22 protein-coding genes are annotated in these 26,545 nt (G+C 61.0%); 10 read left to right on the top strand and 12 right to left on the bottom strand.

Annotated features, from left to right (window positions below; genetic code table 11):
• Positions 1–55: 55 nt before the first annotated feature.
• The 8 genes from grxD to ACP151_RS15720 all read right to left on the bottom strand — a co-directional run bounded on the left by grxD (position 56) and on the right by ACP151_RS15720 (position 8,632).
• Positions 56–418: a Grx4 family monothiol glutaredoxin gene (gene grxD, locus ACP151_RS15755; protein ID WP_424979855.1), complete on the bottom strand. Its 363-nt coding sequence runs from the start codon at positions 416–418 to the stop codon at positions 56–58.
• A gap of 108 nt (positions 419–526) precedes the next feature.
• The gene (locus ACP151_RS15750; RefSeq protein WP_424979854.1) at positions 527–760 is read right to left on the bottom strand and encodes a hypothetical protein; all 234 of its coding nucleotides are present in this window, start codon (positions 758–760) and stop codon (positions 527–529) included.
• Between the two features lie 6 nt (positions 761–766).
• Entirely contained in the window at positions 767–1,003 is a 237-nt protein-coding gene (locus ACP151_RS15745; protein ID WP_424979853.1) for a BolA family protein, read from the bottom strand.
• 65 nt (positions 1,004–1,068) lie between these two features.
• A complete protein-coding gene (locus ACP151_RS15740; protein WP_424979852.1) occupies positions 1,069–1,587 on the bottom strand; it encodes a hypothetical protein in 519 nt (172 codons plus the stop codon).
• Positions 1,588–1,679: 92 nt separating this feature from the next.
• Entirely contained in the window at positions 1,680–3,845 is a 2,166-nt protein-coding gene (purL, locus tag ACP151_RS15735; protein ID WP_424979851.1) for a phosphoribosylformylglycinamidine synthase subunit PurL, read from the bottom strand.
• A gap of 103 nt (positions 3,846–3,948) precedes the next feature.
• Complete coding sequence (locus ACP151_RS15730; RefSeq protein WP_424979850.1) at positions 3,949–5,022, bottom strand: BamA/TamA family outer membrane protein; 1,074 nt, start codon at positions 5,020–5,022, stop codon at positions 3,949–3,951.
• A gap of 40 nt (positions 5,023–5,062) precedes the next feature.
• Positions 5,063–7,339, bottom strand: a complete 2,277-nt coding sequence (locus ACP151_RS15725) for a mechanosensitive ion channel domain-containing protein (RefSeq protein ID WP_424979849.1) — start codon at positions 7,337–7,339, stop codon at positions 5,063–5,065.
• A gap of 387 nt (positions 7,340–7,726) precedes the next feature.
• Positions 7,727–8,632 (bottom strand): LysR family transcriptional regulator, encoded by a 906-nt coding sequence (locus tag ACP151_RS15720; RefSeq protein ID WP_424979848.1) that lies wholly within the window; start codon positions 8,630–8,632, stop codon positions 7,727–7,729.
• A 169-nt stretch (positions 8,633–8,801) separates the two neighbouring features.
• Between ACP151_RS15720 and ACP151_RS15715 the strand changes: the two genes are divergently transcribed.
• The 9 genes from ACP151_RS15715 (at position 8,802) to ACP151_RS15675 (ending at position 19,710) form a co-directional block, all read left to right on the top strand.
• Positions 8,802–12,221, top strand: a complete 3,420-nt coding sequence (locus ACP151_RS15715; RefSeq protein ID WP_424979847.1) for an indolepyruvate ferredoxin oxidoreductase family protein — start codon at positions 8,802–8,804, stop codon at positions 12,219–12,221.
• 234 nt (positions 12,222–12,455) lie between these two features.
• On the top strand, positions 12,456–13,265 hold the full coding sequence (locus ACP151_RS15710) for a glutamate racemase (protein WP_424979846.1): 810 nt from the start codon (positions 12,456–12,458) through the stop codon (positions 13,263–13,265).
• A gap of 114 nt (positions 13,266–13,379) precedes the next feature.
• Positions 13,380–14,408 (top strand): N-acetyl-gamma-glutamyl-phosphate reductase, encoded by a 1,029-nt coding sequence (gene argC, locus ACP151_RS15705; RefSeq protein WP_424979845.1) that lies wholly within the window; start codon positions 13,380–13,382, stop codon positions 14,406–14,408.
• Between the two features lie 40 nt (positions 14,409–14,448).
• The gene (gene ccmE, locus ACP151_RS15700) at positions 14,449–14,892 is read left to right on the top strand and encodes a cytochrome c maturation protein CcmE (RefSeq protein ID WP_424979844.1); all 444 of its coding nucleotides are present in this window, start codon (positions 14,449–14,451) and stop codon (positions 14,890–14,892) included.
• A 196-nt stretch (positions 14,893–15,088) separates the two neighbouring features.
• Positions 15,089–15,700: a holin-associated N-acetylmuramidase gene (locus ACP151_RS15695; protein ID WP_424979843.1), complete on the top strand. Its 612-nt coding sequence runs from the start codon at positions 15,089–15,091 to the stop codon at positions 15,698–15,700.
• Complete coding sequence (locus ACP151_RS15690) at positions 15,691–16,266, top strand: holin family protein (RefSeq protein WP_424979842.1); 576 nt, start codon at positions 15,691–15,693, stop codon at positions 16,264–16,266. The genes ACP151_RS15695 and ACP151_RS15690 overlap by 10 nt, the downstream gene beginning before the upstream one ends.
• 110 nt (positions 16,267–16,376) lie before the next feature.
• Positions 16,377–18,341, top strand: a complete 1,965-nt coding sequence (locus tag ACP151_RS15685; protein ID WP_424979841.1) for a heme lyase CcmF/NrfE family subunit — start codon at positions 16,377–16,379, stop codon at positions 18,339–18,341.
• A gap of 5 nt (positions 18,342–18,346) precedes the next feature.
• Positions 18,347–18,820 (top strand): cytochrome c-type biogenesis protein, encoded by a 474-nt coding sequence (locus ACP151_RS15680; RefSeq protein ID WP_424979870.1) that lies wholly within the window; start codon positions 18,347–18,349, stop codon positions 18,818–18,820.
• A 110-nt stretch (positions 18,821–18,930) separates the two neighbouring features.
• Positions 18,931–19,710, top strand: a complete 780-nt coding sequence (locus ACP151_RS15675; protein ID WP_424979840.1) for an enoyl-CoA hydratase-related protein — start codon at positions 18,931–18,933, stop codon at positions 19,708–19,710.
• Between the two features lie 45 nt (positions 19,711–19,755).
• Here ACP151_RS15675 and ACP151_RS15670 read toward each other — a convergent pair whose 3' ends face one another.
• From ACP151_RS15670 to gltX, 3 genes are all read right to left on the bottom strand, one after another.
• Positions 19,756–20,562, bottom strand: coding sequence for a calcium-binding protein (locus tag ACP151_RS15670; protein WP_424979839.1), 807 nt, complete (start codon positions 20,560–20,562; stop codon positions 19,756–19,758).
• 288 nt (positions 20,563–20,850) lie between these two features.
• On the bottom strand, positions 20,851–22,146 hold the full coding sequence (locus ACP151_RS15665) for a citrate synthase (RefSeq protein WP_424979838.1): 1,296 nt from the start codon (positions 22,144–22,146) through the stop codon (positions 20,851–20,853).
• Between the two features lie 127 nt (positions 22,147–22,273).
• Positions 22,274–23,674 carry a glutamate--tRNA ligase gene (gene gltX / locus ACP151_RS15660; protein ID WP_424979837.1) on the bottom strand — a complete coding sequence of 467 codons (1,401 nt, stop codon included), beginning with the start codon at positions 23,672–23,674 and terminating at the stop codon, positions 22,274–22,276.
• Positions 23,675–23,753: 79 nt separating this feature from the next.
• Between gltX and ACP151_RS15655 the strand changes: the two genes are divergently transcribed.
• Positions 23,754–25,817: a ComEC/Rec2 family competence protein gene (locus tag ACP151_RS15655; RefSeq protein WP_424979836.1), complete on the top strand. Its 2,064-nt coding sequence runs from the start codon at positions 23,754–23,756 to the stop codon at positions 25,815–25,817.
• Between the two features lie 7 nt (positions 25,818–25,824).
• Here the strand turns inward: ACP151_RS15655 and lexA are convergent, their stop codons facing one another.
• Entirely contained in the window at positions 25,825–26,532 is a 708-nt protein-coding gene (gene lexA, locus ACP151_RS15650; RefSeq protein ID WP_424979835.1) for a transcriptional repressor LexA, read from the bottom strand.
• Between the last annotated feature and the right edge of the window lie 13 nt (positions 26,533–26,545).

Genomic DNA, 26,545 nt, shown 5'->3' with positions numbered 1-26,545 from the left:
AAAGAAAAGGCGCCGTTCAGGGCGCCTTTTTTAGTGCCGTACGCGAGACCTGCAATCAGGCGTTGGCTTCGCGGATCTTGTCGGCGGCTTCCTTGTTAAAGACGATGCCGTTGTCATCAAACAGGGTATCCAGCTCTGACGACAGCGCCATCTCGGTGATGATATCACAACCGCCGACAAATTCGCCCTTCACGTAAAGCTGGGGAATGGTTGGCCAGTCGGAATAGTCCTTGATGCCCGAGCGGAGCTCTTCATCCGCCAGCACGTTCACATCGGTATAGTCGACGCCGATATAATTCAGCACTGCTGCCACGCGCGAAGAGAAGCCGCATTGCGGCATTTCCTTGGTGCCTTTCATATAGAGCACCACGTCGTTGGCTTTAACGGTTTCGTCGATGCGGGTCTTTGCGTCAGTCATGTCTGCATTTCCTTTCGGCAGCTGCGCCGTTTTCCGTTGGCCGTCATATAGGCAGTATTGCGGGTTTTGCCAATCCGTCACCCCGGGCATTTCAAAAGCGGATAGAGGCTATTTCCGCTGCCCCTTGGGCACAAAGAAACGGGCGTATTCCTGCGGGTCTTTCGGGACTTTCCAGCTCCGGGCAGCGCCGCCGCCCATGCCGGACTGATAATCCGAGCGCAGGGTGTGGTATTCCGGGTCTTCGTTGTCATCCTCCAGCGGGCGGCGGCGCTGGGACACGACCGCCACAACAGCGGTCATGATCACAATGCCAATCACCAGAATGGAGGAAAACAGCGACATCCCGGTCTATTCCGGCGCCTTGGTGGTCAGCGCCAAGGCGTGCAGCTCGCCATCGGGGCCGTCCATCTTGCCCTTCAACGCGGCATATACAGCGCGCTGCTGCTGGACGCGGTTCTTGCCGCGGAAACTTTCGTCGACGACCATCGCCGACATGTGCACGCCGTCAGAGCCGCCGACCTGGATTTCGGCATCCGGGAAGGATTGGCGCAGCAGTTCTTCGATTTCATGGGCTTGCATGGGCATCCGGGGAAGTCCTTTGTCTGATTTGGTAAAAATGTAGGTGTGCGGCTGGAGCTGTGCAAGCGGGATTAGCCTTGGCGCTGCGCAAAAGGCGCAACGCGCCCGACAAATTCCGGAACCTCTGCGAGGGCCTGTTGCACGCTGTCTTCCTGAAAATCCCAGACTGATGAAGGATTGCCGGGGCAAAGCGCCTGGGTGAGACCTGCACAGCGTTGCTGCAGATCCCGTGGCAGCGGCAGCGCGGCTGCTTCCTGCAGAACCAGAAGCGCCTCGTGGATCGGACGCAGAACCCGCAGGGCATGGGTCATATGGGTCAGAAGATCCGGATCGTCACGCCAGGTTTCGCCTTCAAACAGATCTTGCGTCACGCGTTGGCCGGCGCCTGCACAGGAATAGGCCACGCAGCCGCCGAAACCGCAGGCGGCAAGATCCTTGTGAATGGAGCATTGGAAATTCGCGGCGAGGTTGGGGCAGGGCGTGTCTGCCTGTTTCAACAGGCCGAAATCCTCGTGCGCCTCGAACGGGTAAGCCAGGCAGCACAGGGCTGCACAGCGGCTGCAATCCTCTGTCAGGTCAGGCAGTGTCATGCGCGGCTCCGCAGGGCAAAGGAAAAGGCGGGACGGCAATGCCATCCCGCCCTGGATCATCTTGCTGGCACCCTTGCGGGGTCCATCCTGCGTCAGGCGACGGCAGCGGCAAAGCTGGAGCGGAAAATCTCCTTCAGCTCAGCCAGCGGCGCCTCGGAGCCACCGATCTTCACGCTGTCACCGCCGAACTTGCCAACCGATGTCAGCGGCACGCCGGCCTGGCCTGCGGCCATCATCAGCGCCTCGGCCTGATCGAAGTTGCAGGCAATCAGATAGCGCGCCTGATCTTCGCCAAAGACGGTCTGGGTGTCGCCAGCATCAATCTGAACACCGACGCCGGCTTCTTCGGCCATCTCAAACGCGGCCAGCGCCAGGCCGCCATCGCCCAGGTCGGTGCAGGCTTTGATGAAATCGCGGTTGGCGCGGATAAACTCGCCGTTGCGCTTTTCTGCCTCCAGGTCCACTGCCGGTGCGTCGCCGTCTTCGCGGTTGAAGACTTCGGCCAGCAGTGCCGACTGGCCCAGGTGGCCGATTGTATCGCCGATCAAGAGGGCGACATGGCCGTCGCGGGCTTCGCCGATGATCGGTTCCTCGCCAGCCGCCACCAGGCCAACCGCGCCGATGGTCGGGGTCGGCAGGATGCCTTTGCCGTCGGTTTCGTTATACAGCGACACATTGCCAGAGACGATCGGCATGTCCAATGCAGCCACGGCCTCGCCGATGCCTTTGATGGCGCCAACGAATTGGCCCATGATCTCGGGCTTTTCGGGGTTGCCAAAGTTCAGGTTGTCGGTTGTCGCCAGCGGCTTGGCGCCAACGGCGGTCAGGTTGCGGTAGGCTTCGGCTACTGCCTGCTTGCCGCCCTCAACCGGGTTTGCTTTGACGTAGCGCGGGGTCACGTCGGAGGTGAAGGCCAGCTTCTTGTCGGTGCCATGCACGCGGATCAGACCGGAGCCTGCACCCGGACGGCGCTGGGTGTCGCCCATGACAGTGGTGTCGTACTGCTCATAGACCCACTGCTTGCCGGCATAGTTCGGCGAGGCCAGCAGCGCCTTCAGGCCGTCAATCGGGTCGATGGTCGGCACATCGGCGTCGGTCAGGGCCTCGGGGATCACCGGCTCATTCCACGGGCGGTCGTATTCCGGCGCTGTGGAGGACAGTTTCGACAGCACCAGATCGGCCTTCACTTCGCCGTTGTGCATGATCAGGAAGCGGTCTTCTGCGATGGTCTCGCCAACGATGGCGAAATCCAGGTCCCATTTCTCAAACACAGCACGGGCTTCGGTTTCCAGCTCCGGCTTCAGCACCATCAGCATGCGTTCCTGAGATTCCGACAGCATCATCTCATAGGCTGTCATGTTCTCTTCGCGCTGGGGGACGTTTTCCAGGTCCAGACGTACACCCAGTTTGCCCTTGTCGCCCATTTCCACGGCGGAGCAGGTCAGGCCCGCAGCACCCATATCCTGGATCGAGATCACCGCGCCGGTCTGCATCAGCTCCAGCGTGGCTTCCATCAGGCGTTTTTCGGTGAAAGGGTCGCCAACCTGAACGGTGGGGCGCTTTTCCTCAATGGTATCGTCGAATTCTGCCGACGCCATGGTGGCACCGCCGACGCCGTCGCGCCCTGTTTTGGCGCCCAGGTATACAACCGGCATGCCAACGCCAGAGGCGGCGGAATAGAAGATCGAGTCGGTCTTGGCCAGGCCCGCCGCAAAAGCGTTTACCAGGCAGTTGCCGTTATAAGCCGGGTGGAACCGGACTTCGCCGCCGGCGCAAGGCACGCCAAAGCAGTTGCCATAACCGCCGATGCCTTCGACCACGCCATTGACCAGCTGGCGGGTCTTGTGGTGGCCCGGTTCACCGAAGGACAGCGAGTTCATCGAAGCGATGGGGCGTGCGCCCATGGTGAACACGTCGCGCAGAATGCCGCCAACCCCGGTTGCCGCGCCCTGATAGGGTTCGATGTAAGAAGGGTGGTTGTGGCTTTCCATTTTGAAAACCACGGCATCGCCGTCGCCGATGTCCACAATGCCCGCGTTTTCGCCGGGGCCGCAGATGACCTGCGGGCCATCGGTCGGCAGGGTGCGCAGCCATTTCTTGGAGGATTTGTAGGAGCAGTGCTCATTCCACATGGCCGAGAAGATGCCCAGCTCGGTGAAGGTCGGCTCCCGCCCGATGATTTCGAGAATCAGATCGTATTCGTCGGGCTTCAGCCCGTGATTTGCGATCAGTTCAGGCGTGATGGCGGGTTCCTGCATCCGTAAACGTCCCCAATGGCTGCGATTGTGCGCCTTTTAGAGCAAGCTTTGCCATTGGGAAAGAGGGGTTGCGCAAATGGATGCATGCAGCGCAGCCGCAGGGTCAGAAGCGCTGCCCGACATAGACATAGAGCTGTGTCTTCTGTTCATTGTTGCGGCTGATATCAATGGAGAAATCCAGCGGAAACTTCCTGGAGACCCGGTAACGCACGCCTGCACCCGCCGCACTGTGGCGACCGCCCTGCGTCAAATCGCCGAACTCCGGCCCGGTCCAGCCGCTACCGGCAAAAACCACACCGCCCCAGCGCTTGGAAAATCGCCTGCGGTATTCGGCTTGAATGGAGGCAGAGCGCGGCCCGGTGTATTGGGTGCTGTTGAACCCGCGCATATTGTCGGTGGCGCCAATCGAACACTGGTCGAAGAATGGCGTGTTACCGGAGGCGGCGCACAGGGTTCCGCGCAGGGCCAGAACGCCCTGGCGGCCAATGGGACGGTAGCCGTCGAGAATGGTATAGGTCTTGTCATAGCGCCGACTGATCCCGCCCAGCGTATGGGATCGTGTCGCATAGGCCGTGAAACGGGTGCCTATGGTCGGGTAATCGCTGTTGTCGCGCCGGTCCCAGTCGAGGCTGACCCCGAAGGAGCCGATTGCCAGGTCGGCATCCGGCTGCAGCGAGGGCGGCAGCACAGCGCCGTTTGTCGAAATATCTGTCTCCAGGTAGCGCAGCGCAACACCTGCGGACAGATCAGGGGTCACGCCATAGGCCACGTTTATTCGCGCCAGCGCCCCAACCTGGCTGACAGGCAGAATGCCCGCCCCGGTGTAAAGATCATAAACCGCATCCGCACGCGCGGCGAGCGCCTTGACCTGCCAGCGGTTGCCGGGAAGGGCAAAGTTGACCATGACTGCCGCCGCCTGGCTGCCGTTGTCGGACCTGAGACCGCCCAGCCCGATCACTGATGTATTGGCATCCGGGCCGGTCTTGAACAGATAGCCCGCGCCCAGGCCCAGGCCAGAGCCGATCATCGGGCTGGAAAACGGCACCGGTGCCACCACGACCGATCCGTTGCGAAAACCATAGCTTTCGGTTTTCTGCACCGTCTCGATGTGGCCAAGGTGCCGTTCCGTCTGTTCTGGGCCCGCTGTTTTACCGACCGTGGCCAGACTTGCCAGCATTGTCGCCAGGGCAGCACAGCCCGCAGCGCGCCGCACCGAACTACGTCTTTGGCGTGGCACCGTCTTTGCCTTCTTCAGACGTCTGCTGCTGTGCGGCAGCGCCTGCCGCGGCAGCCACAGCGGCCTTTTCGCCGCTGTTCATCTGGTCTGCATCCTCCAGTCCGGGAATAGCCACCCGGACCTCGCGGCGGGCAAAATCGATGCAGTTTTCAGCAAAGGCTGCCTTTACACGGTTGTAGATCTCCTTGCGGATGGTGAACTGGGTGCCCGGCTTGGCCATGAACTTGCCTCGCATGATCATGCCAACGTCATCAAAGTCAAAAACACCCTGGCTTTTGAACGGCTGCAGGAAATCATCCTTGTACAATTCATCCTCCAGCATCGAGGCGCCGATTTTCTTGAAGATCTTCTTGACCTTGTTCGGGTCGGTATCAAATGGCACCGTGAAACGCAGTTTCATGATTACCCAGTCACGGCTGTAATTGGTCAGCTTGGGGATCTCGCCATAAGGAATGGTGTTGATCGGCCCGCGGTGGTGGCGCAGCTGCATGGAGCGGATCGAGATCTTCTCAACCGCGCCACGGGTGCCTTCGACCTCGACATATTCGCCGACGCGGAAGGCATCATCGACCAGGAAGAAAATGCCGGAAACCACATCCGACACCAGCTTTTGTGCGCCAAAGCCGATGGCAAGCCCCAGAATCCCGGCCCCGGCCAGTAGCGGTGTAATGTCGATGCCCAGCGCGCCGACGGCCAGCAGCCCGAAAATCACCGCAATGGCGATCTGGGCGGTTACCAGCAACAGCGGCAGCACGGTTGCCAGCCGCGACCCGCCAGCGCCGCCACCTTCACTGCCAGCCTCGGCCTCCTCGCCAGAGGTCTGCTCCCTGGCCAGCCGCCGGTTGATCCAGAGCGACACGCCTTCGTAGATCACATAGCCGACCGCGATGGTCATCAGGCAGCCGATCAGGTTTCCTGCAATGCCTTCAGCGCCGGAGGCAATGGCCATAAGGTCGACGTCCCAGGCATTTGAGATGATCACCAGCACGATGCCTGCCACCAGAACCCGGCCGATCCGGATGTAGCTGCGCTTGGTCGAGACATAGGCTGCCTCGGCCAGGTCTCCTTCGCCGGACATCGGCGGCACCAGATGCTTGACCAGCCCGCGGATGGCCGTATCCAGCGCCGGGGCGGCCAGAAGCCAGAACATGGTAATGTAATGCGCCCCGTAGATCAGCTGTGCCACCTTGCCCAGCCCGACCATTGTTCCAACCACCACCCATGTCAGCGCGGCCACAGCCATCGCGAAATAGGGATAGTAATGGGCCGCGAGATTGTCATATCGCGTGCGGTCAGGGTCGGTCCCGCGCATCATGTCGGACAGGCCTTCGCGCGCGGTCCAGGCAATCCAGATGATGTAGACATAGACCAGGCTGTCCAGCCAATAGGCCAGCCGGATGGATTCCGGCGCAACCCCATTGGCGGCGTTGAAACGGACGGAGAAAATTGCCAGCCCAGCCAGAAAGACCAGACCAATGGTGTGCAAATAGAGAAAGTCGGCCCATCGGTCGCTGGCATTCACCAGCCGCCTGTCGGGCCGTTCCGGCGCCATGATAAAGCGGGACACCGCAGCTCCCACCCGTGGCAGCCAGATCAGATAGGTGACCATCGGCGCCGCAAACAGCAGCATTTGTGCGTCCAGCAGCGTCCGGCCTACAGCACGGATCACCACGTAAAACACCACCAGGCCGATCATCTCGCGCAGGAAACGGCGGCCCAGAAAGCTGAGCGCGCCCGCCAGCGTGTCGGCAGACCCGCTGATCATGTCCAGATTGCGCCAGCGGGCGATCAGTTTGCGCACGGCAATTTCCGCCGCCAGACCAATCGCAAGGGTCAGGGCAATAAGTCCCAGCATCGTCAGCACGCCGCCCGGGCCGCCGTGTTTGTGAACAAAATTTCCGATCGCGCGGGCCTGACCTTCCGGCAGCACCGGCAGCTTGCGCACCGCATCGGTCACCGGCAGCGTGAAGGCGGTCCACAACTGCACAACACGCCCGGTCAGAGTGGGCGGTGGTGCAGCTTCCTCCTGCCGGGCCGCAACTGCGTCCAGCCGTTCCAGCAGCAGGGCTCTGACCTGATCATCAGACATCCGGGCAACCATTTCATGAATGGCGTCCTCGGTCAGGGGATCGGGCAGGGCGGGGGCAGAGGCGGGGGCTGTTTGCGCCATCACCGGCGGTGTTCCGGCAATTCCCAGCGCAAGAACTGTGAAAAACACGGTCAAAACGCGGGCATAGTGCTGAAAAACAAACTTCAACGAAACCTCCTGTGTCAGGAAACCGGACTGGGTACGGGTATCGATCGGCCCAGTTGAACCGATGAGTTGTATTCAGGTCAAAGAAAAAAGAGAGTTTCTGACAGTGCGTTACTGGGCCGCCAGCAGCCGTGCTGCCAAAAAAAGGCCGAGCACTAAGCTCGGCCGAAGTCCAACAGGGAGGTATGAAGGGGGGCGAAGCCGCCGCCTTCATGAGATTTCATTTAGGGCCGCAAGCCCGTTCCTTCAAGGGGAGATACGCCATTTCGGCGTCAATGCTGCTATGCAGTTTTTGCATAGCTGGAGCGCAGCCAGACGGATATTTCGTCCGTATTTCCTGAACCCGCGGCAGAGCGGCTGGGTTTTAAGCACAGCCCTGATACAGCGGGATCAGAGCTTGCCCAGCTCCTTCATGTGTTTGCGGTGCGCCATGATCTCGCTTTGCACGAAATCACGGAAGGCGCCGACGCGCTGGGAATGCCGCAGCTCCTCCGGGTAGGCTAGGTAGACCGGAACCTCATTCTGATACTCATCCGGCAGCACCTCAACCAGTTCCGGGAATTCTTCTGTCACATAGTCCGGCAGAATACCCACGCCCAGATCATGCAGAACCCCCTGCATAACACCAAAGTAATTGTTGACCGTCAGCAGCGACCCGGGATTCTGCGCCATCAGATTTTTACCAAGCACGGCAGCAGATCCCACCTGCGCAGACCGCTGGTTCTGGCAGATCAGCCGGTGGTTGGCGATATCGGCGAAGGTTTCCAGGTTGCCCTGTGCCTCCAGATAGGCCGGCGTTGCATAAAGCCCCATCCGCACCGTCATCAGCCGCTTGCGCACCAGATCTGCCTGGCTGGGTTCCTTCATGCGGATTGCCACATCGGCTTCGCGCATCGGCAGGTCCAGCACCCGTTCTTCCAGCATCAGGTCGATCTTGAGGTTCGGGTATTGCTCATACAGTTTGGTCAGACGCGGTGCCAGCCACAGGGTCCCGAACCCAACCGTGGTGGTCACCCGCAGCTCGCCGAACACTTCTTCCTCGCTGTCGCGGATGCGGGCAGAGGCCGCCTCAAGCCGGGCTGACATGGATTGTGTGGCGTCGAACAGCAGCTCACCCTGCTCTGTGAGAATCAGTCCGCGCGCATGGCGGTGGAAAAGCGTCGCATTCAGGCTTTCCTCCAGTGCCCGAATCTGGCGGCTGACCGCTGATTGCGACAGATTCAGCTTGTCGCCCGCATGGGTCAAGCTGCCCGCATCGGCCACCGCGTGAAATATTCTAAGCTTATCCCAATCCATATGCGTTACTTTCTATCCGTTCGGCGCCGACAGTATGAAATCTTAGTTATGTATCAGTTTTTACGGCGCAAGCGAGTAAAAAACAAAATTATCCAGCTATTCAGGTCAGCAATTATGACCTATTGTTAGGGCGAGAAAGTGCAAGCTAATCCCGGTTGAGGAGGCCATGATGAGCACGCCGAAAATCACGCTGAATGACAAATACGACCTGTCCAAGTCCCCGGTGCTTTTGAACGGGACACAGGCCTTGGTGCGCCTGATGCTGATGCAGAAACACCGTGACACGGCGGCGGGGCTGAACACTGCCGGGCTGGTCACTGGCTATCGCGGCTCGCCCTTGGGGGCAGTGGATCTGCAGATGTCGCGCGCCGAAAAGCAGCTGAAAGAGGCCGACGTCACCTTTCAATACGGTCTGAACGAGGATCTCGCGGTCACCGCGCTGTGGGGGGCGCAGCAGGCCGAACTGCGCGGCGAAGGCAAATACGACGGTGTCTTTGGCCTGTGGTACGGCAAGGGGCCGGGCGTGGACCGCTCTGGCGATGCGATCCGTCACGCCAATATGGCAGGCACGTCCAAACATGGCGGTGTGCTGCTGGCGATGGGTGACGACCACACTGGCGAAAGCTCGACCGTGCTGCACCAGTCGGAATGGTCGCTGCTGGATTGCTACCTGCCCATCGTCAGCCCGGCCGGCGTGCAGGAAATTCTGGACTACGGCATCTATGGCTATGCGCTCAGCCGGTTCTCGGGGCTCTGGACCGGGCTCAAGACCATGAAAGACACCATCGAGGTGACGTCGGTTGTCGATGCCCGCCCGGACCGGATGGACATCGTTACGCCGGAAATTGACATGCCGACGGACGGGCTCAACATCCGGCTGGACGACGACCGGTTCCGGCAAGAAAACCGCATCATCGACTACAAACGCTTTGCGGCAGAGGCCTTCAGCCACGCCAACAAGATGGACAGGCGCATGTGGGGCAAACCCGGCGCCAAGATCGGCCTTGTGGCTGCGGGCAAGAACTGGCTCGACCTTGTTCATGCGCTGAAGCTGTTGAACATCGACGAAAACATGGCTGAACGGCTTGGCATCACCACCTACAAGGTGGGGCAGACCTTCCCGATGGACATGAAAGGCTTCCATGACTGGGCCGAAGGGCTGGACCTGATCGTCGTGGTCGAGGAAAAACGCAAGCTGATCGAAATCCAGATCAAGGAAGCGATTTTTGACGATCGCCGCGGCCGCCGGGTTTATGGCTGGTACAAGGGTGGTGCCGGCGGCATGCACCGCGAGGAGCTGTTCCCGACAAAATATGCCCTCGACCCGATCATGATTGCCGAGAAACTGGGCGGCATCCTGATTGAGGAAGGGCGCGAGACAGAGGCGATCAAGGCGGGCCTGGAAGGCCTGGCAGAGGCGCGCCGCGCTGACAACGCCGACGAAATCGCCAGCAGGCTGCCCTACTTCTGCTCTGGCTGCCCGCATAATTCCTCTACTCGCCTGCCGGACGGGTCGCGCGCCTATGCCGGCATCGGCTGCCATTTCATGGTGCAGTGGATGGACCGCGAGACGGTGGGCTTTACCCATATGGGCGGCGAAGGGGCGAACTGGATCGGCGAGGCGCCGTTCTCCACCCGCAAACATGTGTTCCAGAACCTGGGCGACGGTACCTATAACCATTCCGGTGTGCAGGCGATCCGCGCCGCCTTGGCCGAAGGCACCAATATCACCTACAAGATCCTTTTCAATGACGCGGTTGCGATGACCGGCGGCCAGCAGGCTGAAGGCGGGCTGACCGCCTACCGGATCGCCCATGAATTGAAGGCGATGGGGGTGGCGACCATGGCCGTGGTCTATGACGAAAAGGAAGACGTGGACGCCGCGCAGTTCCCGGCCGGCATGCGAATGCATGAGCGCGCCGAGCTGATGACGGTCCAGCGCGCGTTCGAACAGGTCGAAGGCGTCTCTGCCATCATCTACATCCAGACCTGCGCCGCCGAAAAACGCCGTCGCCGCAAACGGGGCCTGTTCCCGGACCCGGATCAACGGGTGTTCATCAATACCGACGTCTGCGAAGGCTGCGGCGATTGCGGGGTGCAGTCAAACTGTGTTTCCATCGTGCCCAAGGACACCGAATTGGGCCGCAAACGCGCCATCGATCAATCGTCATGCAACAAGGATTTCTCCTGCCTGAACGGATTTTGCCCGTCTTTCGTGACCGTCCAAGGCGCCAAGATCCGCAAGGAAGCAACCGCCGACATCGACCTGCCGCATCTGCCGATGCCGGAGCTGCCGGCCATCGACGGCACACATAATGTGGTGATCACCGGCGTCGGCGGCACCGGTGTGGTGACCATCGGCGCGGTGCTGGCGCAAGCTGCCCAGATTGACGGCAAGGGTGCCGGGCTGATGGAAATGGCGGGCCTCGCCCAAAAGGGCGGCGCGGTGCATATTCATTGCCGGATCGCCAATGCCCCCGAGGACATCTCGGCAATCCGCGTCGCCACCGGCGAGGCGCATGCGCTGATCGGCGGCGACCTGGTGGTCAGTGCCGGCGCCAAGACGCTGGGCCTGACCACCACTGGCAAAACCGGGGCGGTTGTGAACAGCCATGAAATCATCACCGGTGAATTCACCAAAAACACCGAATTCAAGGTGCCGGTGGACCGTCTGGAGGTGGCCTTGCAGGCGCGGTTGCGCGAGCGTTTGAACCTGTTTGATGCATCAGAACTGGCCCGCGCCGCCATGGGCGACTCGATCTTCTCAAACATGATGGTATTCGGCGGAGCCTGGCAGATGGGGCTGGTGCCTGTCAGCTTTGAAGCGATCGAACAGGCGATCGAGATGAACGGCGCTGCGGTGGAACGCAACAAACGTGCCTTCGACATTGGCCGCTGGGCGGTGCTGCATCCGCAGGAAGCTGCCAAGCTGACCGCGCCCGAGGTTTCCAACAAACCCAAAACGCTGGAAGAGAAAATTGCCTTCCGCAAGGATCATCTGATTGCCTATCAGGGCAAAGGGCTGGCGAAACGCTATGGCAGGCTTCTGGACAGCATCAGCGACCCCATACTGAAAGAGGCGGTTGCAAAGGGCTATCACAAGCTTCTGGCCTATAAGGACGAATACGAGGTTGCCCGTTTGCTTCTTGGCAGCCGCGCCAAGGCGGAAGCGGAGTTCGAGGGCGATCTGACGCTGTCCTATCATTTGGCGCCGCCGATGCTGGGCGGCACCGATCCGGATGGCCGCCCGAAAAAGCGCAAATTCAGCGCCAGAATGGAGCGTGGCTTTCGCCTGCTGGCCAGGCTGAAATTCCTGCGCGCAACGCCGCTTGACGTCTTTGGCTATACTGCAGAGCGCAAGATGGAACGTGCCCTGATCAAGCAGTTTGAGCGCGACATGAAAGAATGGCTGCCCAAGGCAGCACCTGAGATCATGGAGCAGCTGGCAGCACTGGCCGAACTGCCGCTGCAAATCCGCGGCTTTGGTCCGGTCAAACAGGCAAACGAGCAAAAGGCCGCCAAACGCCGCGAAGAACTGCTGGCTGCCCTGCGTCAGGGGGCTGTGCCGCTCAAGCAGGCGGCGGAGTAACCGGGGCAGGCGGGCGCTCCCGCCGGCTCCGATCCTTTCGAAGAAAGGCCCAGAGCCGTTGGGCCCGGCGCCGCGCTGACGCGCGGCGCCGGGCGTTGCGCCTTGCTTGCCTGTGCAAAGTTCAAAAGCAATGATGGATTTCCCGCAAAAAGCCACGTAAGAGCATTTTCAGTACTGTTCAGATCCGGCATTCCAGGGTTTGGGCGCGAAGCAGAACACCGCGGGAAAACAGAAATGGCTGTTGGCATCTTTGATTCAGGCCTGGGCGGGCTGACCGTTCTGGACGCGGCGCAAAGGCGCCTGCCGGATGTGGATTTTCTTTACTACGGCGACAACGCCCGCGCGCCTTATGGTGTGCGCGATGCAGATGATGTCTATCAGCTAACAAAATCCGCCGTTCATGACATGTGGGACAAGGGCTGCGATCTGGTGATCCTGGCCTGCAACACCGCCTCTGCCGCTGCGCTGCGGCGGATGCAGGAAGGCGGGCTGCCCCAGGGCAAGCGGGTGCTGGGTGTGTTTGTACCGCTTATTGAGGCACTGACCGAACGCCAGTGGGGTGACAATTCGCCCCCCCGCGAGGTTGAGGTGAAGCATGTGGCGCTGTTTGCCACGCCGGCCACCGTCGCCAGCCGTGCCTTTCAGCGCGAGCTTGCCTTTCGCGCCATTGGTGTGGATGTCGAGGCGCAGGCCTGCGGCGGCGTTGTCGATGCCATTGAAGACGGCGACATGATCCTGGCCGAGGCGCTGGTGCGGTCCCATGTGGATGCTCTGAAACGCAAGATGCCGCATCCGCAGGCCGCGATTCTGGGCTGCACCCATTATCCGCTGATGGAGCAGACCTTTCAGACAGCACTTGGCCCGAATGTCCAGGTGTTCAGCCAGGGCAGCCTGGTGGCGGACAGTCTGGCCGATTACCTGACGCGCCATCCCGGCATGCACGGCGACGGCGAAGGGGGGTTCTTCACCACCGGAGATCCCGGCCGTGTCAGTGACCGTGCGGCGCAGTTTCTCCGACGGGAAATCACCTTTCAGGCAGCCTGAGCGCAAAGGACCCGGAACCTTGTTCCAGGTCAAAGCGCTGCGGCGCATGTTCCCATAGTTCTCTCCGCAGATGGCTGCGGAACCGGCATATCACATCGAAAGACGAGGTCTGACATGACCCACAAAGTGGCTATCCTTGGTGCTTCCGGCTATACCGGCGCCGAACTGGTGCGGCTGATTGCCCAGCACCCGAATATCGACATTGCGGCCCTGTCCGCCGACCGCAAGGCCGGCATGACCATGGCCCAGGTGTTCCCGCATCTGCGCCATATGGAGCTGCCGGTGCTGTGCAAAATCGACGAGATCGATTTTGCCGGTATCGACCTGTGCTTCTGCGCGCTGCCGCATAAGACCAGTCAGGAAGTGATCGCAGCACTTCCCAAGAACCTGAAGGTGGTTGACCTATCCGCCGATTTCCGGCTGCGCGACCCGGCGGAATATGAAAAATGGTACGGCAATCCGCACAGCGCTTTGGCGCAGCAGGAAGAGGCGGTCTACGGGCTGACCGAATTCTACCGGGATGAGATCACATCCGCACGGCTGGTTGCCGGCACCGGCTGTAATGCCGCCACCGGCCAGTTCGCTTTGCGGCCGCTGATTGCGGCGGGTGTGATTGATCTGGATGACATCATTCTGGACCTGAAATGCGCTGTCTCTGGCGCCGGCCGGTCGCTGAAGGAAAACCTGCTGCATGCAGAGCTGAGCGAAGGCTACAACGCCTATGCCATTGGCGGCACCCACCGGCATCTGGGTGAGTTCGACCAGGAATTCAGCAAAGTCGCAGGCCGTCCGGTGAAGGTACAATTCACTCCGCATCTGCTTCCTGCCAACCGGGGCATTCTGGCAACCGTCTATGTGAAGGGCGACGCGCAGGTGATCCACGAAACCTTTGCCAAAGCCTATGCGGATGAGCCCTTCATTAAACTGCTGCCGTTTGGCGAGGCGCCCAGCACCCACCACGTGCGCGGCTCCAACTTCTGCCATATCGGCGTGGCGCAGGACCGGATCGACGGCCGCGCCATTGTGATCGCAACCCTGGATAACCTGACAAAAGGAAGCAGTGGCCAGGCCTTGCAGAACGCAAACCTGATGTTAGGTGAGAAAGAGACCGAAGGCCTGATGATGGCGCCGCTGTTCCCCTGACCGGGGCGCGGCGCTGGTTTGGGCTTGATATGAGGACACCATGAAAAACCTGAAGAAACAGCGCCGTATCCAGGTCATCGCGATTGCCGCGGTGGCCCTGATCGCAGCTACGTCTTTGATCGGCTATGCCCTGCAGGACGGCATCAACTACTTCCGCTCGCCCAGTCAGGTGGCCGAAGAACCGCCGCAGCCAACGGAAGTGTTCCGCATCGGCGGGCTGGTGGCCGAAGGTTCGCTGCAGCGCGGCCAGGGAGAAACCGTGCGCTTTGCCGTCACCGACGGCGGCGCCACGGTGCAGGTCGCCTATACCGGCGTGCTGCCGGATCTGTTTGAGGAAAACCAGGGCATGGTCGGCACTGGACGTTACGTGAACGGCGTATTCGAAGCCTCTGAAATTCTGGCCAAACACGATGAAACCTATATGCCCAAGGAAGTCATGGATGCGCTGAAAGAGCAGGGGGTCTATCAGGAGCCCGAGGCCTGAGACGCGGTGTCAGAGCGGGGTGCTCCCGCCGCAGATACGCCTCCCTTTGGGGAGGCGTTTTGCGTTGGGCCCGGCGCCGCGCGATGCGCGGCGCGGCAGCGCATTTCGCGGGTGTTGCACAGCCTGCGTACGGTGGTGTCAGGGGATCTTAGGTCCCTTACGGCAGCATGAGCCAAACCAAAAACGGTGAGGTGGCATGCAGACAGTTACTCAAATCGCTGAAGCAATCGTGGCCCGCGAAGGCGGCTTTGTGAATGATCCGGACGATCCGGGCGGCGCCACCAAATACGGGGTGACCATCGCCACCATGCGACGCCTTGGGCTGGATCTGACCGGCGACGGGGCGGTGAATGTGCAAGACGTGCAGGCGCTGAGCAGACCGCAGGCGGTAGAGATTTTCATCCGCCATTATTTCGAGGCGCCCCGCATCGCAACCCTGCCGGCCTGCCTGCAGGCATCGGTGTTTGACATGTATGTGAATGCAGGCAGCAATGCGGTGCGTATCCTGCAGCGGCTGTTGACCGAAATGGGGTTTGATGTGGCAGCCGATGGCGCCATTGGCCCGCTGACTGCCTCTGCGGCTGAGCAGGCGGCATTGGTTGACGCAAGCGCCCTGCGCGACGCCTACGGCATTGCCCGCCGCAACTACTACTTTCGCCTGGCAGACCGCCGCCCGGCCAGCCGCAAATTTGCCCGCGCCCGCGACGGAACCAAAGGCGGCTGGATCAAACGGGCTGAGGAGTTCATTTCTGCTCAATACCATCTGAGCCAGCAGGCATTTCAGCGGAGGACAGCGGCATGGGGCTGATCACGGATATCCTGGGGATGGTTTTTGGAAGTCCGCGCAACGTGTTGCGGGAAACCGTTGAAGTGTTCAGGGAAAACGCCGAGGCCGGGGCTGCCCGCGACCATCAATTGCAGGACGCAGCGCTGACCCAGTTGGCAGCCGAATTCCAATATGGCGGCAAAAGCCGGTTCGACCACTTCATGGACGGCGTCAACCGGCTGCCGCGGCCCATGCTGGCGCTTGGCACAATGGCGCTGCTGATCTCTGCTCTGAGCGATCCAGTCTGGTTTGCCGCCCGGATGCAGGGGCTGGCGCTGGTGCCGGAACCCTTGTGGTGGCTCCTTGGGGTCATCGTCTCCTTTTATTTCGGAGCACGTCATCAGATCAAAAGCCTGGCGTTCCAGCAGGGGCTGGCTGCCAGTATTGCGCAGGTGCCGAGGGTCACCCGGAACATCGCCGCGCTGGAAGCCTTGCGAGCAGACACTCCTGCGGCAGCTTCCACCGGCACCGATGCAGACGCGCAGCTGGATGCCACTGAAACGGAAGCCAACCCGGCATTGCGGGACTGGAAAACCAGTCGGGGCTAATCACAATTTGCCCACTGCGGCGGCATGGCGCGGGGTTTGCCATTGGCCCTGCCGGCAGACAGGCGTATAGGAAAGCCATCCTGACTGAGCATGCATGGACATATCGGCACATGATCACAGAACTCGGACACTTCGCCCTAATTCTCGCCTTCATGATTGCCATCGTGCAGGCTGTTGTTCCCCTGATCGGCGCTCATAAACGCTGGCCCGGCTGGATGGCCGTGGCAGAGCCTGCGGCACAGGCGCAATTCCTGTTTACCGCCTTTGCCTTTGGCGCGCTGATGTGGGGGTTCATCACCTCTGATTTCTCGCTGAAGCTGGTGACGCTGAACAGCCATTCGGCCAAGCCGATGCTGTACAAGATCTCCGGAACTTGGGGCAACCACGAGGGTTCGATGTTGCTGTGGGTGTTGATTGTCAGCCTGTTCGGCGCCATGGCCTCTGTCTTTGGCGGCGGACTGCCACCAACGCTGAAGGCGCGGGTGCTGTCGGTGCAGGCCGCGATTGGTGTTGCCTTCTTTGCTTTCATCCTGTTCACCTCCAACCCGTTCCTGCGGCTGACCGTGCCGCCGTTTGACGGCCAAGACCTGAACCCGCTGCTGCAAGATCCCGGCCTCGCCTTCCACCCACCGTTCCTCTATCTGGGATATGTGGGGCTTTCGATGGCGTTTTCCTTTGCCGTCGCCGCATTGATTGAGGGCCGGGTCGATGCCGCCTGGGGCCGTTGGGTGCGTCCCTGGACGCTGGCCGCCTGGGTGTTTCTGACCATCGGCATCGCGCTGGGGTCCTGGTGGGCCTATTACGAGCTGGGCTGGGGCGGGTTCTGGTTCTGGGACCCGGTCGAGAACGCCTCCTTTATGCCTTGGCTGCTGGCGGCGGCGCTGCTGCATTCTGCCATCGTGGTGGAAAAACGCGAAGCGCTGAAAAGCTGGACCATCCTGCTGGCGATCCTGGCGTTCGGTTTCTCGCTGATCGGCACCTTCATCGTGCGTTCCGGCATCATCACCAGTGTGCACGCCTTTGCCAATGACCCGGAACGCGGGGTGTTCATCCTGTTCATCCTGGCCTTTTTCACCGGCGGCGCGCTGACGCTGTTTGCCGCACGCGCCCAAGCGATGGAAGCCAAGGGGCTGTTTGGCATCGTCAGCCGCGAAACCGCGCTGGTTGCCAACAACATCCTGCTGGCTGTGAGCTGTTTTGTGGTCTTCTTTGGCACCGTCTGGCCGATTGTTGCGGAGATGGTCTTTGACCGCAAGCTGAGCGTCGGCGCGCCGTTCTTTGACGCAGCCTTTACGCCGTTCATGGTGGTGCTGGGGCTTTTGCTGCCGGTGGGCGCCATGCTGCCGTGGAAGCGCGGGCGCATTGGCCGCGCCGCCTGGCAGCTGCGCTATGTGTTCCTGCTTGCAGTATCGCTGGGCGTATTGGCCTGGGCCCTGCAGACCGGCAAGTCCGCGCTGGGTCCGGTGGGACTGTTTCTTGGCTCCTGGCTGGTGTTTGGCGCGCTGGCCGATCTGTGGCTGCGCAGCGGAAGATCAAACCGTCTTCAGCGCATGCTGCGTTTGCCCAGGGCCGACTGGGGCAAGGCCGTTGCCCATGGCGGCGTTGGCATCACCATCTTTGCCATCGCCGGGCTGACAGCCTGGGAGCAGGAAGATATCCGTGTTGCCCGTATTGGCGAACCGTTTGACGTTGGCGCCTTTACCCTCGTGCTCAGGGACGTCAGCCGCGAGCAGGGGCCGAACTATTTCACCACCAGAGGCCGGGTTGAGGTCACCCGCAATGGGCAGCCGGAAGCTGTGTTGTTCCCGGAAAAACGCGACTATCCCGTCGCTCGGATGCCGACCACCGAGGCGGCCATCGACTATCGCGTGACCCGCGATCTTTATGTGGTGCTGGGGGATCAGCAGGCAGACGGCAGCTGGACCATGCGCACCTATATCAAGCCTTTTGCGAACTGGATCTGGGCTGGCTGCATCCTGATGTCCATCGGCGGGCTTCTCAGCCTTAGCGACCGGCGGTTCAGGGTGGCTGCGGGGGCGCGTAAAACACCATCGGCAGGAGTGCCTGCGGAATGAAACACATGCGTCTTCTGTTCCTTGCGCTGGTCGCGATCATGGCCACGGTTGTTATGGTTCCGGCACCAGTGTTTGCGGTGGAACCCGATGAAGTGCTGCAGGACCCGGCGCTGGAAGCCCGCGCGCGGGAGCTGTCCGAAGAGCTGCGCTGCCTGGTCTGCCGCAATGAAAGCATCGATGAATCCAATGCGGATCTGGCCCGCGACCTGAGGGTGCTGCTACGTGAGCGGCTGGTGGCTGGCGACAGCAACAGCGAGGCCATCGGCTTTATTGTTGACCGCTATGGTGAATACGTGTTGCTGAAACCAACCGTGCGGGGTGCCAATCTGCTGCTGTGGGCAGCAGGCCCCCTGATGCTGCTGGCCGCGCTAGCTATTGGCGTCTTTTATGTCCGCGGCCGTGCCCGCAAGCCCAAGGCATCCGAGCAGGGTTTGAGCGCAGAAGAGCAGCAGCGGCTGAGGGAAATCCTGGAGGATTGACGCGGGGTCTGTCTTTCCGGCTTGCAGCCTTTGCGTCACGATGTCTGCCAACCGGCCTGTGCGGCAGCTCTGCCGCGCGGCCCAAGGCATTTGTTAGATAGGGCAATCCGATGGAATACAAAGAAATCCTGTTTACGCTGCAGGACGGGCTTGCGGTGATTACGCTGAACCGGGAAGCACGCAAGAATGCGCTGACCAGCCGGATGCGCTCCGAGATCACCCATGCGATGCGGATGGCCGCAGGCGATGCGCGCGCAGTGGTGCTGACCGGCGCCGGCGATGCTTTCTGCTCGGGCCAGGACCTGAGCGATGCGGGCAATAACGGCGGCAAGCTGGATCTGGAGCGCACGCTGCGCGATGAATACCTGCCGATGCTGCAGGCGATCTATGACTGCCCGGTGCCGGTGCTGGCTGCCGTCAACGGTGCTGCAGCCGGTGCGGGCGCCAATCTGGCGCTGGCGGCGGATGTGGTGATTGCGGCCGAAAGCGCGTTCTTCATGCAGGCCTTTACCAAGATCGGCCTGATCCCGGATGCTGGCGGCACCTGGTTCCTGCCGCGCCAGATCGGTCTGGCCAAGGCGATGGGGGCAGCGCTGTTTGCCGACCGCATCAGCGCGCAGCAAGCCAGCGACTGGGGCATGATCTGGGAAGCGGTGCCGGACGCGGAGTTCGACGCCCATTGGCGCGCACGCGCGGCCTATTTGGCAGAAGGGCCGACCAAGGCGCTGGCTGCAACCAAAACCGCCCTGCGCGAAAGCTATGGCCGCACGCTGGCGGAACAGCTGTCGGAGGAAGCGCATCTGCAGGGGCAATGCGGCAAGACCCGTGACTTTCTGGAAGGGGTCACCGCCTTCATGGAAAAGCGCCCCGCGAAGTTTGAGGGGCGCTGAGGAAGAAAAAGGACTGGGGTTGCCGGAGCCACCTTTCGGCAACCGTTACTCGCGTTCGAGAACCCAGATGTTGTGCGGCGCAATCAGGCCACCGGCACCCTCGATCCGGGCAAAGACGTTTCCGTCAGCCATAAGAAGAGCATCATCTTCATCACCCAGTTCGTCCACCGTGGTTTCAACTGTGATTTCAGGGGCTGGACCGGAACCGTCATAATAGTAAACGATCATGTCTTCGAGCGGGCTGTAGTCGGTCAAGACCACAGGCTCATCTCCGGCTTCGATCCAATCGCCTAGAACCAGTTCATCGTTCCCTTCGCCCAAGCTTACAGTGTCGCCGTTGCCAGCGTAAACTTCATCGTTGCCATAGCCCGCCTGAATTACATCCGCATCATCGTCTGTATCCGGGGAGCTTAGGTCGCGTTGCAGCTGTATCGTTTCATCAGGGTCTTCATTGTCTATCCAATCCCTGACAAGTTGAATGGTGTCGTCCGGATCAACCGCTGTGGTGGCAACAATCAGATCATGCCCCAGGTCACCTATCAAGGTGTCATTGCCGCTACCGTCAATGATCAGGTCGGAGTCTGAACCACCGCGCAGGAAGTCATCCCCCTCGCCGCCGACCAGAAAATCTTCCCCATCCTGGCCAAAGAGGCGGTCATCGCCTCCGTTTCCGTCGAGAATGTCGATGCCGTCTCCGGCAAAAACCGTGTCGTCGCCCTCTGCTCCGGCAATATCGTCGTTTTCCTCAGTGCCGGTAATTTTATCGCCTTCAATGCTATCATCGTCATCGTCCAACGCCAGTGCCACGCCGCCAATGGTGAGGCCGATGCCTAGCAAAATCAAAAGTTCCATGTCACCAATCCATTGCTGTCTGGCGGGCCGCGCTGTGCAATCAAGGCGCAGGCTGGACCGCCAAAAAAGAAAGCTCAACAGATCACTATTCGGTTGTGCCAGCTCGGTCAAATACTCTTAAATATTGAACTTTTTGGAAGAACGATTCCCGCAGTTCTGCGGTATTGTTTCCGTTTTATTGCCTACTCCACGGACTTTACCCAATCCTTCAGCCGGAAGTTCGCTGGGGGCAGACAAGAAAACGCCCCGCGGCCGGCGGGGCGTTTCGTTACTTGGAACAGGAGACGGTCAGCGCTGTTCGATATCAGTGTAGTCGCGCATGGTTTCGCCCAGATACAGCTGGCGCGGGCGGCCGATTTTGTTCTGCGGATCGGCGATCATTTCCTTCCACTGGGAGATCCAGCCGACGGTGCGCGACAGCGCAAAGATCGGGGTGAACATCGAGGTCGGGAAGCCCATCGCCTCCAGAATGATGCCGGAGTAGAAGTCGACATTCGGGAACAGCTTCTTCTCGATGAAGTAGGGATCGTTGAGCGCGGTCTGCTCCAGCTCCTTGGCGACCTGCAGCAGCGGATTGTTCTCAACGCCCAGCAGCTCCAGCACTTCATCTGCGGATTGCTTCAGCACCTTGGCGCGCGGGTCGGTGTTTTTGTACACCCGGTGGCCAAAGCCCATCAGGCGGAACGGATCGTTCTTGTCCTTGGCGCGTTCAATATATTCCGGGATGCGGTCGACGGTGCCGATTTCCTTGAGCATTTCCAGGCAGGCCTGGTTGGCGCCGCCATGCGCCGGACCCCACAGGCAGGCAATGCCCGCTGCAATACAGGCAAAGGGGTTCGCGCCGGAGGAGGACGCCAGCCGCACGGTCGAGGTGGAAGCGTTCTGTTCATGATCCGCGTGCAGGGTCAGGATACGGTCCATCGCCCGGCTGAGGATCGGGTTCACGTGGTATTCCTCTGCCGGAACAGAGAAGCACATGTGGAGGAAGTTGGCAGCATAATCCAGATCGTTGCGCGGGTACACAAACGGCTGGCCGATCGAATACTTGTAGGCCATCGCGGCGATGGTCGGCAGCTTGGCGATCAGGCGGACCGCAGCCACCTCGCGCTGCCAGGGATCGGTCACATCCAGAGAGTCATGGTAGAAGGCCGACATTGCGCCCACAACGCCCACCAGGGTGGCCATCGGGTGCGCGTCGCGGCGGAACCCGCGGAAGAAGTTGTGCATCTGTTCATGCACCATGGTGTGACGGGTCACACGGACCTCAAAATCCTCCAGCTGCGCGGCGGTCGGCAATTCGCCGTACAGCAGCAGATAGCAGACTTCGAGGTAATGCGATTTGCCGGCCAGCTGGTCGATCGGATAGCCCCGGTGCAAAAGCTCACCCTTGTCACCGTCGATATAGGTGATGGTGCTGTCGCAGCTGGCAGTCGAGGTAAAGCCCGGATCGTAGGTGAACACGCCCGCCTGGGCATAAAGCTTGCGGATGTCGACAACATCGGGTCCGGCGGTCGGCGAGAAAATGGGCAGCTCATAGCTTTCACCATCAAGCGTGAGCGTTGCTGACTTCTGTGTGTCGGTCATTATTGTCCCTTCCTGTTGCGGGCATAAGAGACACCCGGTTCGAGTGCGCTCATGCAGGCAGCGCCTGCGCGGATTCGCGCAGGAGTTGTCGTATCAAAACAGGCTTTACCGGGTGTTAATACCGCTATCAGCCTGTTGCGTCCTGGAGCCGGGCGAGGGTTTCCTCACGGCCCAGAATCAACATCATGTCGAACACCGAAGGCGTTACCGACCGGCCTGCAAGCACAGCCCGCAAAGGGCCGGCCAGCTTGCCGAACTTGGTATCATGGGCTTCTGCAAATGCATTCAGAAGCGCCTCCAGATCGTCACGGACCCAGCTAGCATTTTGCAGCTGCGGCGTCAATTCTTCCAGTATACCGTCGGATACAGAAGCCAGTGCTTTTTGTGCCTTCTGATCCTGATCAAGAGGCCGTGAAGCAAGGACAAAATGCGCTTTTTCAATGAGTTCAGGGAAGGTGCGCGCCCGATCCTTGAGGCAATACATCGCATGTTCAAGCCCTTGTGACTGCGCGTCAGTCAAAGCGGTTTCCCCTGCAACGGCCAGATAGGCGCAGATTTCCTGCCGCAGTGCAGCATCATCACTGACGGCTATGTGCTGGCCGCAGAGATTCTCCAGCTTCTTGGTGTCGAACCGGGCGGGGCTTTTGCCGATGCCGGAAAGGTTAAACCAGTCCTTGGCCTGGGCGTCCGTAAAAAACTCGTCATCGCCATGCGACCAGCCAAGACGCGCCAAATAGTTGCGCATACCGGCAGCCGGATACCCCATCGCCTGATATTCCTGCGCCCCCAGCGCGCCGTGGCGTTTGGAGAGCTTTTTGCCGTCGGCGCCGTGGATCAGCGGGATATGCGCCCAGACCGGAATGTCCCAGCCCATTGCTTCATAGATCATCATCTGCCGGGCGGCGTTGTTCAGGTGATCATCGCCGCGGATCACATGGGTGACCTGCATGTCGTGGTCGTCCACCACCACTGCCAGCATATAGACCGGGGTGCCGTCAGAGCGCAGCAGGATCATGTCGTCAAGCTGGTCATTGCGGATGGAGACATCGCCCTGCACTTCATCCTTGATCACGGTGGTGCCTTCCTGCGGTGCCTTGATGCGGATCACATAAGGCGCGTCCGGGTGGCTGGCCTCATCCACATCGCGCCAGGGAGAGCGATAAAGGGTTGATTTGCCCTCAGCCTTGGCCTGGTCCCGGAAGGCGGCGATTTCTTCCTGGGTGGCAAAGCATTTATAGGCTTTGCCTTCGCCCAGCAGCTGTCTGGCAACTTCGGCGTGGCGGTCCGCGCGTTCGAACTGGCTGATCACCTCGCCGTCGTGATCCAGGCCTAGCCATGCCATCCCCTGCAGGATCGCGGCGGTGGCTTCTGGGGTGGAGCGTTCGCGGTCAGTATCTTCGATCCGCAGCAGGAACTTGCCGCCGCGGCCGCGGGCGTAGAGCCAGTTGAACAGCGCGGTGCGGGCGCCGCCGATATGGAGATAGCCGGTGGGAGAAGGCGCGAAGCGGGTGACAACCGGTTGGGTCATGTGCGGGATTAACCTTTTGGAAACCATGTGAGGCGTAGTGTTTCCGCCTGTCTACCGGGCCAGAAGGCGGGGGGCAAGCATGCGGCTTTGGACTGCTTTCAGCGAGGTTCTGCATACACAGCGCGGCAGTTTCTTCTGTTGGGTGCCGGTGTTCCTTGGCGCCGGGATCGCGGTGTACTTTCATCTGAAATTCGAACCTGGCCCTGCATTTGTTGCAGGGCTTGCCGGGGCGGCACTGTTTCTGGCGGCCGGCGCTGTTCAGCGTCTGCCCATGGCGTTTCTGCTTTGGATCCCGGCATTGATTGCTGGCGGGTTTTGCCTGGCCAGCGCCAGGACACATCTGATCGCCGCGCCGGTGCTTGATTTTCGCTATTACGGCCCCGTCGAGGGGCGGGTGGCGGCAGTGGACCGGTCGTCAACCGGCGCGCTGCGGCTTACTCTGGATCAGGTACGGCTGGACAGGGTTTCACCGGAAAAGACGCCTTTTCGTGTCCGTTTGTCCTTGAAAGCCCAAGAGAACGCGCCGCTCCCTGGCACCTGGGTGATGACCACGGCCCACCTTCTGCCGCCGCAGGGGCCTGTGGAGCCGGGAGGTTTCGACTTTCGCCGCCATGCCTGGTTCAAACGGCTGGGCGGCCTGGGCTACACGAGGGTTCCGGTACTGCTGATGGAGACGCCCGGCAGTGCGCTTCCGGTCGCGCAGCTGCGCCGCCGCATGGCAGAATATCTGCAGCAGCAGCTGCCAGGGAAAACCGGCGGGTTTGCCGCCGCTGTAACCGCCGGTGACCGCAGCGGCGTCGGAGCGGAAACGCTGACGGCACTGCGCCGCAGCAATCTGGCGCATCTGCTGGCCATCTCTGGCCTTCACATGGGGCTTTTGACCGGCTTTGTCTTTGCTGCACTGCGCACACTGATGTGCCTTTCTCCCTGGATCGCCTTGCGCTGGCCGATCAAGAAACTGGCCGCGGCGGCAGCGCTGGTCGCCGGGGCAGGGTATCTGCTGCTTTCGGGCGGCAACGTGGCGACCGAGCGTGCCTTTGTCATGGTGGCAGTGATGTTTGGCGCTGTTTTGCTGAACAGGCGGGCTATCACTCTGCGGGCGGTGGCGGTGGCCGCAGTGATTGTTCTGCTCCGGCGGCCGGAAAGCCTGCTCAGCCCCGGCTTTCAGATGAGCTTTGCGGCCACTGCAGCCTTGGTCGCGGTGTTTGCAGCGCTCCGAGACAGAGGCGGCGTGCCGGGGCCGCGCTGGCTGAAGCCTGTTTCGGCGCTGGTGATTTCATCTGCTGTGGCCGGTGCGGCGACGGCCCCGTTCGCCGCAGCCCATTTCAACACTATTCCGCATTACGGGCTAGTTGCGAACCTACTGTCGGTTCCGGTTATGGGAACGGTGGTGATCCCGGCAGCCGTTGTGACCCTGTGCCTGTCCCTGTTCGGATTGGAGTGGATCGGTCTGACGGTGATGAATTGGGGGATGGGATGGATTTTGGCGGTGGCCGAAGCGGTGTCAGGTTTTGAGGGAGCCGTATCCCAGGTGGCAGCGCCGGGGGCGGGGGTGATGCCGCTCTTTGCCGCAGGTATGATCTTTGCCGTGGTGTGGCAGGGACGGCTGCGGCTGGGCGGGCTGGTACCTGTTACGGTGGCCATGTGGCTGTGGAGCACGGCAGAGCGCCCGGACATTCTGATTGCCGATTCCGGCGGGCTTGTTGGCGTGATGACATCAGAGGGCCGTGCATTGTCGCGGGCCAAGGGGCAGGGGTTTACGGCCAGAATCTGGCTGGAGAATGATGGCGACCGGTCGGCTCAGCCCGTTGCCGCCTCTCGCTGGGTCGGCGGGCTGGGCCCTTTACCGGCCTGGGAGGGGCAAGGGTTTCGGCTGGTGCATGCGCCGGGCAAACGTAAGCTTCAACTGCTAAGCACCTGCAAAGAAGAAGATGTTGTCGTCTCCACTGTTCCAGGTGACAACCATTGCCTGCTGCTGACGCCTGAAGTTATGCGGCAAACTGGCAGTCTTGCCCTGACCCGCGGCGGTAAGCTGGTGACCGCGCGGGACCTGGCTGGTGAAAGACCCTGGACGGACTGGCAGCCGGAGGGCGCCGGGATCCGCCGCCTGAGGCAGCTGTGGCTACAGGCTGCCGATCAGTAGGTGCGGATCAGTAGGTGCGGATCAGGCCGACAAGGCGGCCCTGAACCTTCACCTTATCCTCCGGGTAGCGCCGCGTTTCATAGGCCGGGTTGGCCGCTTCCAGTGCAATGAGGCTGCCCTCGCGCTGGAACCGCTTCAACGTGGCTTCCTGGCCTTCAACCAAGGCAACAACAATGTCGCCATTGTCCGCGGCAGCGGTTTCGCGGATGACCACGATGTCGCCGTCATTGATGCCGGCATCGATCATCGAGTCGCCCTTGACCTCCAGCGCGTAATGCTGGCCGGTCGGCGCAATCATGCCACCCGGAACCGTAACCTGGTGGGAGACCTGACTGATGGCTTCAATCGGCACACCGGCCGCGATGCGGCCCATCACCGGCAGTTCAACCGCGGCCTGACGGAGCGGATCTGCCGAAGCCTTTGCTGGAGCGGTGGAGCTGCTCTGGCCGCCCTGGATCACCTTGGGCGCAAAGCCTCGCGGTTCTGCGCTGCCGCCCAGGCTCTCCGGCAGGCGGAGGATTTCAATGGCGCGGGCGCGATGCGGCAGGCGGCGGATAAACCCGCGTTCTTCCAATGCGGTGATCAGGCGGTGGATGCCGGATTTCGACCTGAGATCCAGCTGAACCTTCATCTCGTCAAAACTGGGCGGCACGCCGTCACGCTGCAGGCGTTTGTGAATGAATTCCAGCAGTTGAAGTTGCTTCTTTGTGAGCATCGCCGCTCCCTCC

Source organism: Leisingera sp. S232, assembly GCF_049800895.1.
Classification (GTDB): Bacteria; Pseudomonadota; Alphaproteobacteria; order Rhodobacterales; family Rhodobacteraceae; genus Leisingera.
The sequence above is the reverse complement of the archived record's forward strand: the minus strand, read 5'-3'. Positions and strand labels throughout refer to the sequence as shown.

Coding starts and splice junctions, on each gene's coding strand:
- grxD (WP_424979855.1), bottom strand. CDS start 418: ATGACTGACGCAAAGACCCGCATCGACGAAACCGTTAAAGCCAACGAC.
- argC (WP_424979845.1), top strand. CDS start 13,380: ATGACCCACAAAGTGGCTATCCTTGGTGCTTCCGGCTATACCGGCGCC.
- ACP151_RS15730 (WP_424979850.1), bottom strand. CDS start 5,022: ATGCTGGCAAGTCTGGCCACGGTCGGTAAAACAGCGGGCCCAGAACAG.
- ACP151_RS15665 (WP_424979838.1), bottom strand. CDS start 22,146: ATGACCGACACACAGAAGTCAGCAACGCTCACGCTTGATGGTGAAAGC.
- lexA (WP_424979835.1), bottom strand. CDS start 26,532: ATGCTCACAAAGAAGCAACTTCAACTGCTGGAATTCATTCACAAACGC.
- ACP151_RS15710 (WP_424979846.1), top strand. CDS start 12,456: ATGGCTGTTGGCATCTTTGATTCAGGCCTGGGCGGGCTGACCGTTCTG.
- ACP151_RS15750 (WP_424979854.1), bottom strand. CDS start 760: ATGTCGCTGTTTTCCTCCATTCTGGTGATTGGCATTGTGATCATGACC.
- purL (WP_424979851.1), bottom strand. CDS start 3,845: ATGCAGGAACCCGCCATCACGCCTGAACTGATCGCAAATCACGGGCTG.
- ACP151_RS15715 (WP_424979847.1), top strand. CDS start 8,802: ATGAGCACGCCGAAAATCACGCTGAATGACAAATACGACCTGTCCAAG.
- ACP151_RS15670 (WP_424979839.1), bottom strand. CDS start 20,562: ATGGAACTTTTGATTTTGCTAGGCATCGGCCTCACCATTGGCGGCGTG.
- ACP151_RS15745 (WP_424979853.1), bottom strand. CDS start 1,003: ATGCCCATGCAAGCCCATGAAATCGAAGAACTGCTGCGCCAATCCTTC.
- ACP151_RS15690 (WP_424979842.1), top strand. CDS start 15,691: ATGGGGCTGATCACGGATATCCTGGGGATGGTTTTTGGAAGTCCGCGC.
- gltX (WP_424979837.1), bottom strand. CDS start 23,674: ATGACCCAACCGGTTGTCACCCGCTTCGCGCCTTCTCCCACCGGCTAT.
- ACP151_RS15655 (WP_424979836.1), top strand. CDS start 23,754: ATGCGGCTTTGGACTGCTTTCAGCGAGGTTCTGCATACACAGCGCGGC.
- ACP151_RS15740 (WP_424979852.1), bottom strand. CDS start 1,587: ATGACACTGCCTGACCTGACAGAGGATTGCAGCCGCTGTGCAGCCCTG.
- ACP151_RS15680 (WP_424979870.1), top strand. CDS start 18,347: ATGCGTCTTCTGTTCCTTGCGCTGGTCGCGATCATGGCCACGGTTGTT.
- ccmE (WP_424979844.1), top strand. CDS start 14,449: ATGAAAAACCTGAAGAAACAGCGCCGTATCCAGGTCATCGCGATTGCC.
- ACP151_RS15720 (WP_424979848.1), bottom strand. CDS start 8,632: ATGGATTGGGATAAGCTTAGAATATTTCACGCGGTGGCCGATGCGGGC.
- ACP151_RS15695 (WP_424979843.1), top strand. CDS start 15,089: ATGCAGACAGTTACTCAAATCGCTGAAGCAATCGTGGCCCGCGAAGGC.
- ACP151_RS15675 (WP_424979840.1), top strand. CDS start 18,931: ATGGAATACAAAGAAATCCTGTTTACGCTGCAGGACGGGCTTGCGGTG.
- ACP151_RS15685 (WP_424979841.1), top strand. CDS start 16,377: ATGATCACAGAACTCGGACACTTCGCCCTAATTCTCGCCTTCATGATT.